Below are 14,408 nucleotides of genomic sequence, written 5' to 3' on the forward strand. Positions count from 1 at the left end.
CGCGCCGCCACCGAGGACAGGGCCGCGTCCAGCCCCCGGTCGGTCAGCACGGCCGGGTGGATCCCCCGCGCCAGGTCCCGCAGCTCCTGGAGCGCCAGCTTCACCTCACCGTGGGCCTCGTCGACCATCGCCGCCGCGCCCTCGGGGTCCTCCAGCAGCTTCTCCTTCGCCAGCCCCAGCCCCATCGCCAGCGCCACCAGCCGCGCCTGCGCCCCGTCGTGCAGGTCCCGCTCGATGCGCCGCAGGTCCGCCGCCGCCGTGTCGACCACGACGCCCCGGTCGGATTCGAGCTCCGCGATGCGCCGCTCCAGCCCGTCCGAGGGCGACAGCAGGCCCCGTACCATCGCGCGGTCCACGTTCGTCAGCCCGCGCACCACGTACGGCAGTACCGGCCACAGCACGAACAGCCCGGTCAGCGCGATACTGAAGGTGAGGACCCCCCACGGCAGCCGGACCAGCTCGTACAGCACGGTCCGCCAGGCCACCGGGTCCTTGACCCCCGCCCAGAGCCAGGGGAAGAACCCCCCGGCCCGCCGGACGCCGGGGAGCGGGGTCGGCTCCTCGACCCGTACGCCCAGGAGCGCCCGCGCCCGGCCCCGTTCCAGCCGTCCCAGCTGGCGGGACACGAACAGACCGCACGCGAGCAGAGGGAGTCCGACGGCGGTCACGGACAGGCCGCCCGCGGTGGAGACCATGAGGACCGTGTACACGAAACCGACGATCGCCAGGGGCAGATTGCTCAGCAGATGCGCGATCTCCTTCCACGTCACGGCGTCGAAGGCGGCGCGAACCGGGGGAGGCCGGTCATTGCCGGTGCTCTCGGAGGACTGGGTGCTGACGGTCATGCGGCACAGACTGTCAAGCGCGCCCCGCTGATGCCATGGGGTGGCCGGGGTGCTGTGAACGGGGGATAACCCCACCCCGTGTGAGGCAGGCCCTAGACTCCCGTGCGTACCAGATCGTCGACAGTGGCCGAGGAGCGAGGAACGGACGTGCCCGAACAGACGGTTTCGACCGCAACCGTGCTCGCGGCGGACTACTTCCGGAGTTATTCGGTCGTCGGCCTGCTGGCCGTCCTCGGTGTGCTCTTCGTGGCCGTGGCCTTCGGCGCCGGCCGCCTGCTGCGCCCGGTGGTGCCGACCCCCGAGAAGCTGCTCACGTACGAGTGCGGTGTGGACCCCGTCGGCGAGGGCTGGGCGCACACCCAGGTCCGCTACTACGTCTACGCCTTCCTCTACGTGGTCTTCGCCGTCGACTCGATCTTCCTCTTCCCGTGGGCGACGGTGTTCGCCGCCGCCGGTTACGGCGCCACGACCCTGGTCGAGATGTTCATCTTCCTGGGGTTCCTGGCCGTCGGCCTGCTCTACGCGTACAAGAAGGGCGTCCTCGAATGGACGTGACACCGCAGCCGCACCTCCTCCCGGAGCCCAAGCGCCTGGGCGTGCTCTCGCGCCTCGCGCCGGAACCGATGAAGGTGGTCCTGAACTGGGGCCGCCGCTACAGCCTGTGGGTCTTCAACTTCGGCCTCGCCTGCTGCGCGATCGAGTTCATCGCCGCCTCCATGGCCCGGCACGACTTCATCCGCCTCGGCGTCATCCCCTTCGCACCAGGGCCCCGCCAGGCCGATCTGATGATCGTCTCGGGCACGGTGACGGACAAGATGGCCCCCGCCGTCAAGCGGCTCTACGAGCAGATGCCCGAGCCCAAGTACGTCATCTCCTTCGGCGCCTGCTCCAACTGCGGCGGCCCGTACTGGGACTCGTACTCGGTCACCAAGGGAGTCGACCAGATCATCCCGGTCGACGTGTACGTACCCGGCTGCCCGCCGCGCCCCGAAGCGCTGCTCCAGGGCATCCTCAAGCTGCAGGAGAAGATCGCCCGCGAGTCGCTGGCCGAGCGGTACGCGGCGGACCCGTCCGTCGCCCAGCTCACCAGCGGCCTCGTCACGCCCCCGCCCGCCCCGGGGGCCGGCCCGTGAACCTCTACGACTCCCTCCCCGACGCGGCGGCGACGGTCTTCGGCGCCGAGGCCGTCGCCGAGCTGTCGTACGACGTCCTGACCGTCGACGTACCCGTCGGCTCGTGGATCGCCGCGCTGGAGATCGCCCGGGACAAGCTCGGCTGCACCTACTTCGACTGGCTGAGCGCGGTGGACGAGCCGGGCACCGGCTTCCGGATCTGCGCGCACGTCGTCTCGCTGGAGAACAAGCGCGTACGCCGGCTGCTGCTGCGGACAGCGGTCCCGCACGGCGCGCCGTCGCTGCCGTCGGCCGTCGCCGTGTACGCGGGCGCGGAGTGGCACGAGCGCGAGACGTACGAGATGTTCGGCGTGGTCTTCACGGACCACCCGAACCTCGTCCCGCTGCTCCTCCCCGAGAACTTCGAAGGGCACCCGCTGCGCAAGGACTTCGTCCTGGCCGCGCGCGTCGCCAAGGCCTGGCCGGGGGCGAAGGAGCCGGGCGAGGGGGCGGACCCCGACGGCCCGAAGCGCCGTCAGATGCTCCCGCCGGGCGTCCCGGACCCCAACGACTGGGGCCCGCTCAAGGGGCAGCTCCCGCCCGCCCCCGCGCGCCCGGCCCGTACGCCCCGCGCGGCGGGCGCGGCCGGAACCGCCGCCCGCACCCCCCGCGAGGGAGCCCCCGCGCGCCGTGCCCGCTCGGTCACGGAGGGCTCGGCGACCCAACCGACCGCCACCCCGCCGCCCGCCTCCGCCACCCCGCCGGGCGCCACCGTCCCGCCGAGCGACCCCCCGCCGGGCGCCACCGTCCCGCCGGGCGACACCCCGCCGAGCGCCGCCGCGCCGCGCCGCACCCGCTCAGCCGCCGGCACCCAGCCGACCGCCGGCACCCAGTCGGCCGCCGCCGTCCCGCCGAGCGATATCCCGCCGGGCGACGCCCCGCCGGCCGCCGCCGCGCCGCGCCGCACCCGCACGGCTGCCGAGGGCTCCGCGAGCCAGCCCGCGCAGCCGGACCAGGCCGCGCCCGCCCCGGAGCCGGGACGCACCTCCGACCCGGCGGCGCCGCAGGCCGCCTCCGCCCCGGCCGCGGACACCCCGCCGGCGGGGGCGAGCCGGCCGCGCCGGTCCCGCTCCGCGTCGGAAGGCTCCGCCAGCCAGGCGGCCCGGCCGGACCCGGCCGCGCCGGAGGACGCGCCCCCGCCTCGGGGCAGGCCGCGGGCCGTACGGTCCGCGCCCCGCAGCGCGGACGCGCCCTGGCACCACCCGCAACCCGCCTTCGAGGAACGGCCGACCACCCCGGCCCCCGCCCCGGACCCCGAGCCCGGTGCCGTCGCCGACCCGCCGGCCGAGCCGAGCCCGAAGCCCGAGGCCAAGCCGAGCCCGGAGCCCGAGGAGGTGCCGAGCCCGGAGCCCGAGCCTCGCTCGGCCCCCGCCGTGGAGGCCGAGCCGAGCCCGAAGCCCGAGCCCAGCGCTGATGCCGAACCGCCGACCGAGCCGAGCCCGGACCCCGAGCCCAACGCCGGCGCCGAACCGCCGGCCGCGCCGAGCCCGGAGCCCGAGGAGGCGCCGAGCCCGAAGCCCGGCCCCGCGCCCGAGCCGGGCCCGGGGGCCGAGCGCGGCCCCGTACCGTCGGGCGACCCGGCCCCGAAGCCCGCGCCGAAAGCCAACCCCACCACCGACCCCGGAGGCGACGCGTGAACGACGTCCTCGACGTCGCCCTGCGGCTGATCGTCGTCTTCGCCGTCTTCCTCGTGCTCCCGCTCGTCGTCGGGCAGACCGAGCACAAGGTGATGGCCCACATGCAGGGCCGCCTCGGCCCCATGTACGCGGGCGGCTTCCACGGCTGGGCCCAGCTCGTCGCCGACGGCGTGAAGTTCGCGCAGAAGGAGGACATCGTCCCGGCCAACGCCGACCGGCGGATCTTCCAGCTCGCCCCCGCCGTCGCACTCCTGCCCTACCTCCTCGTCCTCGTCGCCATCCCCATCGGTCCCGGCGAGGGCGCCGTCGGCCAGGCCGTCGACGCCGGGCTGTTCTTCGTACTCGCCGTCATGGGCGTCGGCGTCCTCGGCTCGCTCATGGCCGGCTGGGCCTCCGCCAACAAGTTCTCCCTGCTCGGCGGCCTCCGCACCGCCGCCCAGCTGCTGGCCTACGAGCTCCCCATGCTGCTCGCCGCCGCCTCCGTGGCCATGGCCGCCGGGACGGTGTCGCTCCCCGGCATCGTCGAGGCCTTCGAGTGGTGGTGGCTGCCCTGGCAGATCGTCGGCGCGCTGGTCTTCTTCACCGCCGGCCTCGCCGAACTCCAGCGGCCCCCGTTCGACATGCCCGTCGCCGACTCCGAGATCATCTTCGGCGCGTACACGGAGTACACCGGGCTGCGCTTCGCCCTGTTCCTGCTCGCCGAGTACGCCGGCATCGTCGTGCTCTGCGCCCTCACCACCGTCCTGTTCCTCGGCGGCTGGCACGGCCCGCTCGGCGCCGACGGCCTCGGCTGGGTCTGGACCCTGCTCAAGACGGCGGTCCTGGCCTTCCTCGTGATCTGGCTGCGCGTGAGCTACCCGCGGCTGCGCGAGGACCAGCTCCAGAAGCTCGCCTGGACCGTACTCATCCCGCTCGCGCTCGCCCAGATCGCGCTCACCGGCATCGTGAAGGTGGCGATCAACTGATGCCCATGCCCGGATCCGGCCTCGCCAAGGGCCTGGCCGTCACCCTGCGCACCATGACCAAGCGCGCGCACACCGCCCAGTACCCCGAGGTCCAGCCCGAGCTCCCGCCCCGCAGCCGCGGGGTCATCGGCCTGTTCGAGGAGAACTGCACGGTCTGCATGCTGTGCGCGCGTGAATGCCCCGACTGGTGCATCTACATCGACTCCCACAAGGAGACCGTCCCGGCGTCCACCCCCGGCGGGCGCGAGCGCAGCCGCAACGTCCTGGACCGCTTCGCCATCGACTTCTCCCTCTGCATGTACTGCGGCATCTGCATCGAGGTGTGCCCCTTCGACGCCCTCTTCTGGTCGCCGGAGTTCGAGTACGCCGAGACCGACATCCACGAGCTGACCCACGAGCGGGACAAGCTCCGCGAGTGGATGTGGACCGTGCCGGCCCCGCCCGCCCTCGACCCCGCCGCCGAGGAACCGAAGGAAGTCGCCGCCGCCCGCAAGGCGGTGGAGAAGGCCGAGGCAGCCGCAGCCGCGACCGCAGCGGCAGCCGCCGCAGCCGCCGCAGCCGGGACCGACGGCGCGGCCTCCACGGAACCGCCGACCACCCCCGCCCCGGAGGGAGACGCGTGAGCCCCGCCGCCACCCTGGCCGCGGCCACCGCGGCCGGGCCCGGATTCCTGTCCCCGACCGGCGTCGAGGTCGCCTTCGTCCTCGTCGGCCTCGCCACCCTCGGCGCGGCCCTCGTCACGGTCACCACCAAGCAGCTCGTGCACGCGGCCCTGTGGCTGGTCGTCGCGCTCGGCGGCATCGCCGTCGAGTACCTGCTGCTGACCGCGGAGTTCATCGCCTGGGTCCAGGTCCTGATCTACCTCGGATCGGTGGTCGTCCTCCTCCTCTTCGGACTCATGCTCACCAAGGCGCCCATCGGCCGCTCGCCGGACGCGGACTCCGGCAACCGGTGGGTCGCGCTCGGGGTCGCCTCGGTCTCGGCCGTCGCCCTCGTATGGGTCGTCGTCGACGCCTTCCGCACGACCTGGATCGACCTCGACGGCCCCGTCCAGGGCTCGACGAAGGTCTCCGGCGAAATCCTCTTCCAGCACTGGGTGCTGCCCTTCGAGGCGCTCTCCGTCCTCCTCCTCGCGGCCCTGATCGGCGCCATCGTGCTGTCCCGGCGGGACGACCCCAACGGTCCGGACGACTCCGCCGCCCCCGGCAAGGCAGCCGACCCCGGTGACAAGAAGGGCCAGCGCTGATGCACCTCGCCTACCCCGCCGTGCTCGCGGCGCTCCTCTTCTGCACGGGCCTGTACGGCGTACTCGCCCGCCGCAACGCCATCCTGGTCCTGATGTCCGTCGAGCTGATGCTCAACGCCGTCAACCTGAACCTGGTCGCCTTCGACGTGTGGCTGCGCGACACCCTGCACGCCGGCCAGGCACTCACCCTCTTCACCATCGCCATCGCCGCCGCCGAGATCGGCATCGGCCTCGCGATCGTGCTGATGGTGTACCGCAACCGGGGCACGTCCGACGTCGACCGGCTGCGCGACACCGCCGAGGGCCACGAACCCGGCCCCGCCCCCAGCACCAGCACCGCCCGGCCGGAGGTCGCCGCGTGAGCACCACGACCCTGGCCGTCCTCGTCCCCCTGCTCCCCTTCCTGGGCGCGGTGGCAGGACTGCTCCTCGGCCGCACCGCGCCCGGCTTCGTCCGGCCGCTCGCGATCCTGCCGACCCTGGCCGCCGGAGTGCTGGCGGTACTCGTCGCCGTCCGCCAGGGCGGCGGCCGCCCGATCGACACCGCGACCGAGCTGACCCCGACCGGCTCCGTGCCGATCGAGCTCGCGCTGTACCTGGACGGCTTCGCCGTGCTGGTCGCCGTCCTCGTCGGCCTCGTCGCCACCTGCGTGCAGCTCTACTCGACGGCGTACCTCCGCGAGGACCCGCGCTATCCCTCGTACGCCGCTCTGGTCTCCCTGTTCACCTCCGCCATGCTGCTCGTCGTCTACTCCGGCGACCTGATGGTGCTGCTGGTCGGCTGGGAGATCATGGGCATCTGCTCGTACTTCCTGGTCGGTCACTACTGGGAGACCGAGGCCGCCCGGTCCGCCTCCCTGAAGGCCTTCCTCGTCACTAAACTCGGCGACGTCCCCTTCCTGATCGGCCTGTTCGCGCTCGCCACGGACGTCGGCTCCTTCCGCATCACGAAGATCCTGGACACCGTCGCCGCGGGCGGACTCGACCATCCGACGCTGATCGCGCTGCTCCTGCTCGCCGGCGTCGCGGGGAAGTCCGCGCAGTTCCCGCTCCACACCTGGCTCCCCGACGCCATGGCGGGCCCGACCCCGGTCTCGGCGCTGATCCACGCCGCGACGATGGTCGCCGCCGGCGTCTACTTCATCGCCCGCCTCCTCCCCGTCTTCACGGCCTCCACCGCCGCGCTGGTGGTCATGGCCGCCATGGCGGCCGTCACGATGATCGGCTCCGGCCTGGCCGCCCTGGCGCAGGACGACATCAAGCGGGTGCTCGCCTACTCCACGATCGGCCAGCTCGGCTACATGACCGGAGCCCTGGCCGTCGCCGACCGCGGCGCGGCCGTCTTCCACCTCCTGTCCCACGGCGCCTTCAAGGCACTGCTGTTCCTCGGCGCCGGCGTGATCATCCACGCCGCCGGTACGAACTCCCTGGCCGCCATGTCCCGTACCAGCGGCCTGGCCCAGCGCATCCCCGACGCCTTCTGGACGATGACGATCGCGCTGCTCGCGCTCGCCGCCTTCCCGCCCTTCGCCGGCTTCTTCTCCAAGGAAGCCGTCCTCGTCGCCGCCGAACGCGCCGCCGCCGGGCACTCGCAGGTCGCCCCCGGCGCGGCCGGCTGGCTGGTGCTCGTCGCCGGTGTACTGACCGCCCTGCTCACCGCCGCCTACGCCACCCGGCTGTGGCTGATGGCCTTCCGCGGCCGGGGTGCCCAGGCCCCCGACCACGGCAGGGAACCCGTGGCCATGACCGGCGTGCTGTGGCTGCTGGCGATCCCGTCCCTCGCCTTCGGCGTGGCGGCTTGGCCGATCGCCGACTGGTTCGACGGCGGCCGGCTCGTCCCGACCGCGGTCACCTCGGTCCTCGGTACGGGCGCTGCCGTCATCGGCGCTGTGCTCACCTACGGCCTCTGGCAGCGCGCCACCGCCAGGACCGCCCCCGCGGGCACCGCCACCGCCGCGGGCGCGGCGGTCCCCGCCTCCGTGGCCGCCGCCGCGTCCGCCGCCGAAGCCCCCGAGGTGGCCGAGGTGTCCCACGAGCACCCGATCGTCCCGGCCGCCCCCGCCGCCGACCCCGGCCGCGCCCTGCTCGGCCCCCTGCACCGCCACGCCGCCGACGGCTTCCACCTCGACGCCCTCTACGACCGGCTGTTCGTACGCCCCGTCCGCGGGGCCGCGAGCCTCGTCCGCTTCCTCGACCGCGAGGTCGTGGACACGTACGTCCGCGGCGCGGGCACCGGCACCCGGCTGCTCGGCAGCCTCGTCCGCCGGGCCCAGACCGGCAACGTGCAGAGCTACCTGAGCGCCCTGCTCGCCGGCGCCGTGGTCCTGGCGATCGCCACCGCCGTCCTCGCCAACGTCAACGCCGGATCGTGAGCCGTGAGTCAGCCGTGATTGATATCAGCCCGTCCGTGATGCAGTTCCTTCTGGCGTTCATCGTGGCCGCACCGCTCCTGGGCGCCGCCGCGGCCCTCCTGCCGCCCCCGCCCGGCCTCAGGGGCCGCAGCCCCGAACAGGCCGTCCTGCGCCACGGCGTGACCGTGACCGGCGTGATCCTCGCCGCGGCGGTCGCCCTCGCCCTGGGCTTCGACCACAGCGCCCCGTCCCGCTTCCAGGCGACGACGGACATCAGCTGGATCCAGGCGCTGAACGTCCGCATCCACCTCGGCATCGACGGCATCTCGCTCCCCCTCCTCCTGATGACCGCGCTGCTGTTCTTCCTGTGCGCGCTCTACAGCTACTTCAAGCTCCCCGCGGGCTCCTCCGCGAAGGCCTTCGTCGCCCTGCTCCTCGTGCTCGAATCCGGCACCCTCGCCACCTTCGCCGTCCTCGACCTGCTGCTGTTCTTCCTCGCCTTCGAGATGGTCCTCATCCCGATGTACTTCCTCATCGCCCGCTGGGGCGGTGCTCAGCGGCAGGCCGCCGCCTGGAAGTTCATCCTCTACACCCTCCTCGGCTCCGTGGTCATGCTGCTCGGCCTGCTCCTCATCGGCCTGCAGAGCGGCACTTTCGACATGGTGGCACTCGCCTCTGACAACGGCCGCGAACTGTCCCGAACCACCCAGCTCCTCGCCGTCCTCGCCATCGGAACCGGCCTCGCCGTGAAGACCCCGATGTGGCCGCTGCACAGCTGGCTCCCGGACGCCCACACCGCCGCGCCCACCGTCGGCTCCGTCCTGCTCGCCGGGGTCCTGCTCAAGATGGGCACGTACGGGTTCGTCCGCATCCTGCTCCCCGCCACCCCCGACGGCATGGCCGTCTTCGCCCCCTACCTGGGCGCCTTCGCCGCCGTCGGCATCGTCTACGGCTCCCTGGCCTGCCTCGCGCTGGCCCGCCGGGGAAGCAGGGGCGACCTCAAGCGCCTCATCGCCTACTCCTCCGTCGGCCACATGGGCTTCGTCCTCCTCGGCATCGCGAGCATGACCCCCACCGGCGTCAACGGCGCGCTCTTCGCCAACGTCGCCCACGGCCTGATCACCGGTCTCCTCTTCTTCCTCGTCGGCGCCCTCAAGGACCGCTACGGCACCGCCGACCTCGACAGCCTCGCCGGGGCCACCGGCGCCGCCCTCTACGGCCGCGCCCCCCGCTTCGGCGCCTACCTCGCCTTCGCCGCCGTGGCCTCCCTCGGCCTGCCCGGCCTGGCCGGGTTCTGGGGCGAGATGCTGGCCCTGCTCGGCGCCTTCGACCCCGCCGAGGGCCTCTCCCGCCCCGCCTTCCTCACGTACACGGCCGTCGGCGCGTTCGGCACCCTCCTGACCGCCGCCTACCTCCTGATCGTCGTACGGCGCGTCTGCATGGGCGACCCGAAAGCCGGTCCCGAACTCGCCGTCGCGGACATCCAGCGCTACGAGTTCGCCGCCTGGACCCCCCTCGTCGCCCTCACCGTCCTCGCCGGCCTCTGGCCCGCGGTCCTCCTCGGCCTCACCGACCCGGCCGTCCAGAAGCTCCTCGCAGGAGGCACCTCATGACGGCCACGACGGCCCTGACGGCCCTGACCGCCCTGACACTCCCCACCGGCCCCGCCGCCGAGGCCCCCCGCCTGGTCCAGTCCGTCGACTGGCTGGCCATCGCACCCGTGGTCATCACCGCCGTCGTCGGCCTCGCCGTCCTGGTCGCCGACCTGTTCGTGCCCGAGCGCCGCAAGCCGCTCCTCGGCTGGATCTCCGTGGCCGGCCTGGCCGCCGCGACCGCCACCCTGCTCCCGCTGCGCGCCGGCGACCGCGGCACGTTCTGCCTGACCGGCGACCCGACCGCCTGCAGCTACACCGCCGACCACTTCACCCTGGTCGTCCAGTTCCTGGTGCTGGCCGGCGCCCTGGTCACCGCGCTGCTGTCGGTCACCGCCGTACGCGAGACGCGCATGCCCGCCGGCGAGTACTGGTTCCTGCTGCTCTCCTCGGCCGCCGGCGCGGCCCTGCTGCCCGCCTCCCGGGACCTCGCCACCCTGATCGTCGCCCTCGAAGTCGCCTCGCTGCCCGCCTTCGCCCTCGTCGGCATGCGCCGCGGCGACCGCCTCTCCTCCGAGGCCGCCCTCAAGTTCTTCCTCTCCTCCGTCACGGCCACCGCCGTCTCCCTGCTCGGCGTCAGCTTCGTCTACGCCGCCACCGGATCCCTGCACCTCACCCAGGTCGCCGACCGGTTGGAAGACGTCCCCGGGCAGCTCGACACCCTCGCCATGGCCGGTGTCGCGCTGACCCTCGTCGGCTTCGCCTTCAAGACCGCGGCCGTCCCCTTCCACTTCTGGGTCCCCGACACCTACGTCGGCGCGCCGCTGCCCATCGCCGGGTACCTCTCGGTGGTCGGCAAGGCCGTCGGCTTCACCGGCCTCGTCCTCGTCACGGTGATCGCCTTCCCGGCCTACTCCGACATCTGGGGACCGGCCCTCGCCGTCCTCGCCGCGCTCACCATGACGGTGGGCAACGCGGGCGCCCTGCGGCAGTCCGCCGACCGCCCGAACAGCGCCGTCCGCCTGCTGGCCTGGTCCTCGGTCGGGCAGGCGGGCTACCTGCTCGTCCCGATCGCCGCCGCCGCGTACTCCGGGCGCGACCAGATCGGCGCCACCGTCGCCTACGCCCTCATGTACGCCGCCGTGAACCTCGGCGCCTTCGCCGTGGCCGCGCTCGTGGCCCGCACGAAGCCGCTCCACCGCATCAGCGACTACCGCGGCCTGTACGCCGAGCGTCCCCTGGCCGCCCTCTCGCTGGCCTTCTTCCTGCTCTGCCTGGCGGGCCTGCCGCCGGGCATCATCGGCCTCTTCGCCAAGGTCACCGTCTTCCGCTCCGCCGTCGACGCGGGCCTGGGCTGGCTGGCCGTCGTCATGGCGGTCAACGTCGTCGTCGCCCTGTACTACTACCTGCGCTGGACGGCGCTGCTCTTCCGTACCCCCGGTGAGACCGCGGGAGCCTCCGGGGCCTCCGGGGCCTCCGGGGCCGGCGAACCGGTGGCGGGAGCCCGTACGAGGGCGCCCTGGCCGGTCGCCGCCGCCATCGTGCTGACCGCGGCCACCGCGCTCGTGCTCTCGGGCGCCCCGCAGCTGGTCCTGCGCTTCGCGTCGGGCAGCCTCTTCCCGCAGTAGCCGCCCGCGCCCCGCACGGCCCGCGACCCGTACGGAGTAACGCCCACGACCGCCCCGCCACCCCGGCCGCACGGGGAGCGGGGCGGGCGCGCGCCGGGAACCAGACGCCCCCACCTCGCGTTGACCAGGAAGGGAGGGTCCACTGGACCGTAGACCCTCAGACCCTGACGGGGCTCCCCTGCCGCACCACAAGGAGGGCGTACCGTGCACCGCCGGCACAACGGGCTCAAGACCGCCGTACTCCTCGGCGGCCTGTCCGCACTCATCATCGCCATCGGCAGCTTCTTCGGACGGGGCGGCCTGATCGTCGCCGTCCTCGTCGCCCTCGGGACGAACGCGTACGCGTACTGGAACAGCGGCACACTGGCTCTACGCGCGATGCGCGCCCGCCCGGTCAGCGAGTTCGAGGCACCGGCGCTCTACCGCATCGTGCGCGAGCTCTCCACATCCGCGCGCCAGCCCATGCCGCGCCTCTACATCTCCCCGACCGAGGCGCCCAACGCCTTCGCCACCGGCCGCAATCCGCGCAACGCCGCGGTGTGCTGCACGGAGGGCATCCTGCGCATCCTCGACGAGCGCGAGCTGCGCGGCGTCATCGGCCACGAGCTCAGCCATGTCTACAACCGCGACATCCTGATCTCTTCGGTCGCCGGAGCCCTCGCGTCCGTGATCATGTTCCTGGTGAACTTCGCCTGGCTCATCCCGGTCGGCCGCTCCAGCGACGACGAGGGCCCCGGCCTCTTCGGCATGCTGCTGATCATGATCCTGGGCCCGCTGGCGGCCTCCGTGATCCAGCTCGCCATCAGCCGCTCGCGCGAGTACGAGGCCGACGCCTCCGGCGCCCAGCTCACGGGCGACCCCCTCGCCCTCGCCGCCGCCCTGCGCAAGCTCGACGCGGGCACCAAGCAGCTTCCGCTGCCCCCGGAGCCCCGGCTGGAGACCGCGAGCCACATGATGATCGCGAACCCGTTCCGTCCGGGCGAGGGCCTCTCCAGGATGTTCTCGACCCACCCCCCGATGGCCGAGCGCATCGCCCGGCTCGAACAGATGGCAGGACACCGGCAGTGAAAACCATCCTGAACGTCATTTGGCTCGTCCTCAGCGGCATCTGGCTGTTCCTCGGCTACTGCCTCGCCGGGGTGCTCCTCTGCATCACCATCATCGGCATCCCCTTCGGGATCGCGGCCTTCCGCATCGCCGTCTACGCCCTCTGGCCCTTCGGCTACACCGCGGTCGAGCGCCGCGACGCGGGCGCCGGCTCCTGCGTCGGCAACGTCCTGTGGCTGGTGCTCGCGGGCTGGTGGCTGGCCCTGGGCCACATCGTCACGGGCATCGCCCTGTGCGTCACCATCATCGGTATCCCCTTCGGCATCGCCAACTTCAAGATGGTCCCGCTGTCGCTGCTCCCGCTGGGCCGCGAAATCGTCCCGACGGACGCCCCGTTCGCCGCGCGCTGAGGGAGATCCGGACCCGCGACCGCCGTCCCGGACGGAGTTGTCCACAGGGGGAGCGCGGTGCCGGTGGTCTCGTTCACCATGAAGGCATGGACGAGACCGAGCAGTTGCTGGAGCAAGTCACCGAACGCGCCGCGGACGGTGTGCGCTGTCGCGGGAAGCGCGATCCGCGACCACGCCCCCGGCCGGAGTTCAGATCCTCGACCCGGACCGGTGGCGCACCCGGTAGACCACTGCCCCGAACGCCAGTACCAACAGCCCCGCCACCGCCGGGACCAGAGGCAGTGTGACGGCCAGCACCACGCAGCCGGACAGCCCGAGGGCTGCCACGGCCCGACCCTTGACAGCTGAATCGAGAGTCCACGCGGAGGCGTTCGCGATCGCGTAGTAGACCAGCACCCCGAAGGAGGAGAAACCGATCGCGCCCCGCAGGTCGGCGGTGGCCGCGAGCACCGCCACGACCGCGCCCACGGCCAGTTCGGCATGGTGCGGCACCTGGTGCCGAGGATGTACGACGGCCAGCGAGCGGGGGAGATGGCCGTCCCGGGCCATGGCCAGGGCCGTCCGCGACACCCCGAGCACCAGGGCGAGCAGCGAGCCCAGCGCGGCGAGGGCCGCGCCCACCCGGACCGCCGGGGCCAGCTCGGGCCGACCGGCCGCCCGCACCGCGTCGGCGAGCGGGGCCGTCGACCGGGCGAGCCCCTCCGCACCGAGCACCGACAGCGCCGCCACCGCCACGGCGGCGTACACCAGCAGGGCGATCCCCAGTGCCAGCGGCACCGCCCGCGGGATCGTCCGCTCCGGATCGCGCACCTCCTCGCCCAGGGTGGTGATCCGCGCGTAGCCCGCGAAGGCGAAGAAGAGCAGCCCGGCGCCCTGCAGCAGCCCGAGGGCGCCCCCGTCCCAGCCGCCGCCCAGCCGGCCCGCCTCGGCCGCGCCGGAGCCCAGGCACACCACCACCACGCCGGCGAGCACCGCGAGCACCGCCGACACGATCCAGCGGGCGATCCGGGCGGACTTCCGCACACCTCCGTAGCTCGCGGCCGTCAGGGCCACCACCGCCGCGACGGCCACGGCGTGCTGCTGCCCGGGCCACACGTAGGCGCCCACCGTGAGGGCCATCGCCGCGCAGGAGGCGGTTTTGCCGATCACGAAGCCCCAGCCGGCCAGGAAGCCCCAGAACGGGCCGAGCCGCTCGCGCCCGTAGACGTACGTGCCGCCGGAGGTCGGGTACCGGGCGGCGAGGCGCGCCGAGGAGTGGGCGTTGCAGTAGGCCACGAGAGCGGCGACCGCGAGCGCCGCGAGGAGCGCGCCGCCCGCCGCGCGCGCGGCGGGGGCGAGGGCCGCGAAGATGCCGGCGCCCACCATCGCGCCCAGCCCGACGACCACGGCGTCGGCCACCCCGAGGGTCCGCTTGAGTTGCTGTTCCACGCGTGGAGGCTAGTCGCCGCCGCCGCCCGGGCGGGGGCCCGCGGGTGACGGCAGCCTGAACGACGCCCTCCCGGCCGGGTCGCGGAGG

14 protein-coding genes are annotated in these 14,408 nt (G+C 73.5%); 12 read left to right on the top strand and 2 right to left on the bottom strand.

The features are described from left to right. Positions 1-845, bottom strand: an 845-nt coding sequence (locus ACFWUQ_RS20505) for a sensor histidine kinase (RefSeq protein ID WP_384539805.1), incomplete at its 3' end; no start/stop codon positions are given. A gap of 147 nt (positions 846-992) precedes the next feature. Here ACFWUQ_RS20505 and ACFWUQ_RS20510 point away from each other — a divergent pair. The 12 genes from ACFWUQ_RS20510 (at position 993) to ACFWUQ_RS20565 (ending at position 12,892) form a co-directional block, all read left to right on the top strand. Beyond that, positions 993-1,400, top strand: coding sequence for an NADH-quinone oxidoreductase subunit A (locus tag ACFWUQ_RS20510; RefSeq protein WP_384539808.1), 408 nt, complete (start codon positions 993-995; stop codon positions 1,398-1,400). Beyond that, the gene (locus ACFWUQ_RS20515; protein WP_384539811.1) at positions 1,391-1,978 is read left to right on the top strand and encodes an NADH-quinone oxidoreductase subunit B; all 588 of its coding nucleotides are present in this window, start codon (positions 1,391-1,393) and stop codon (positions 1,976-1,978) included. The genes ACFWUQ_RS20510 and ACFWUQ_RS20515 overlap by 10 nt, the downstream gene beginning before the upstream one ends. Next, a complete protein-coding gene (locus ACFWUQ_RS20520; protein WP_384539814.1) occupies positions 1,975-3,654 on the top strand; it encodes an NADH-quinone oxidoreductase subunit C in 1,680 nt (559 codons plus the stop codon). Before ACFWUQ_RS20515 ends, ACFWUQ_RS20520 begins: the two co-directional genes overlap by 4 nt. Continuing rightward, positions 3,651-4,619, top strand: a complete 969-nt coding sequence (locus tag ACFWUQ_RS20525; RefSeq protein ID WP_384539817.1) for an NADH-quinone oxidoreductase subunit H — start codon at positions 3,651-3,653, stop codon at positions 4,617-4,619. The genes ACFWUQ_RS20520 and ACFWUQ_RS20525 overlap by 4 nt, the downstream gene beginning before the upstream one ends. Further along, on the top strand, positions 4,616-5,242 hold the full coding sequence (locus tag ACFWUQ_RS20530; RefSeq protein WP_384539892.1) for a NuoI/complex I 23 kDa subunit family protein: 627 nt from the start codon (positions 4,616-4,618) through the stop codon (positions 5,240-5,242). The genes ACFWUQ_RS20525 and ACFWUQ_RS20530 overlap by 4 nt, the downstream gene beginning before the upstream one ends. Beyond that, positions 5,239-5,865, top strand: a complete 627-nt coding sequence (locus ACFWUQ_RS20535; protein ID WP_384539820.1) for an NADH-quinone oxidoreductase subunit J — start codon at positions 5,239-5,241, stop codon at positions 5,863-5,865. Before ACFWUQ_RS20530 ends, ACFWUQ_RS20535 begins: the two co-directional genes overlap by 4 nt. Then, the gene (gene nuoK / locus ACFWUQ_RS20540; RefSeq protein WP_384539823.1) at positions 5,865-6,227 is read left to right on the top strand and encodes an NADH-quinone oxidoreductase subunit NuoK; all 363 of its coding nucleotides are present in this window, start codon (positions 5,865-5,867) and stop codon (positions 6,225-6,227) included. The genes ACFWUQ_RS20535 and nuoK overlap by 1 nt, the downstream gene beginning before the upstream one ends. Continuing rightward, complete coding sequence (locus ACFWUQ_RS20545) at positions 6,224-8,236, top strand: NADH-quinone oxidoreductase subunit L (protein ID WP_384539826.1); 2,013 nt, start codon at positions 6,224-6,226, stop codon at positions 8,234-8,236. The genes nuoK and ACFWUQ_RS20545 overlap by 4 nt, the downstream gene beginning before the upstream one ends. Positions 8,237-8,274: 38 nt before the next feature. Next, positions 8,275-9,828, top strand: a complete 1,554-nt coding sequence (locus ACFWUQ_RS20550; RefSeq protein ID WP_384539895.1) for a NuoM family protein — start codon at positions 8,275-8,277, stop codon at positions 9,826-9,828. Continuing rightward, a complete protein-coding gene (locus ACFWUQ_RS20555) occupies positions 9,825-11,435 on the top strand; it encodes an NADH-quinone oxidoreductase subunit N (protein ID WP_384539829.1) in 1,611 nt (536 codons plus the stop codon). Before ACFWUQ_RS20550 ends, ACFWUQ_RS20555 begins: the two co-directional genes overlap by 4 nt. Before the next feature lie 204 nt (positions 11,436-11,639). Further along, positions 11,640-12,503 (top strand): zinc metalloprotease HtpX, encoded by an 864-nt coding sequence (gene htpX, locus ACFWUQ_RS20560; protein ID WP_384539832.1) that lies wholly within the window; start codon positions 11,640-11,642, stop codon positions 12,501-12,503. Further along, positions 12,500-12,892, top strand: coding sequence for a YccF domain-containing protein (locus ACFWUQ_RS20565; RefSeq protein WP_384539835.1), 393 nt, complete (start codon positions 12,500-12,502; stop codon positions 12,890-12,892). Before htpX ends, ACFWUQ_RS20565 begins: the two co-directional genes overlap by 4 nt. Positions 12,893-13,081: 189 nt before the next feature. On the opposite strand, the gene ACFWUQ_RS20570 is transcribed toward ACFWUQ_RS20565, so the two are convergent. Continuing rightward, positions 13,082-14,320: an APC family permease gene (locus ACFWUQ_RS20570; RefSeq protein ID WP_384539838.1), complete on the bottom strand. Its 1,239-nt coding sequence runs from the start codon at positions 14,318-14,320 to the stop codon at positions 13,082-13,084. Positions 14,321-14,408: the final 88 nt, after the last annotated feature.

This window comes from Streptomyces sp. NPDC058662 (genome assembly GCF_042716255.1).
Lineage (GTDB): Bacteria > Actinomycetota > Actinomycetes > Streptomycetales > Streptomycetaceae > Streptomyces.

Bases quoted from the DNA above. Each gene is read 5' to 3' on its own strand.
- ACFWUQ_RS20515 (WP_384539811.1), top strand. From the start codon at position 1,391: ATGGACGTGACACCGCAGCCGCACCTCCTCCCGGAGCCCAAGCGCCTG.
- ACFWUQ_RS20555 (WP_384539829.1), top strand. From the start codon at position 9,825: ATGACGGCCACGACGGCCCTGACGGCCCTGACCGCCCTGACACTCCCC.
- nuoK (WP_384539823.1), top strand. From the start codon at position 5,865: ATGCACCTCGCCTACCCCGCCGTGCTCGCGGCGCTCCTCTTCTGCACG.
- ACFWUQ_RS20550 (WP_384539895.1), top strand. From the start codon at position 8,275: ATGCAGTTCCTTCTGGCGTTCATCGTGGCCGCACCGCTCCTGGGCGCC.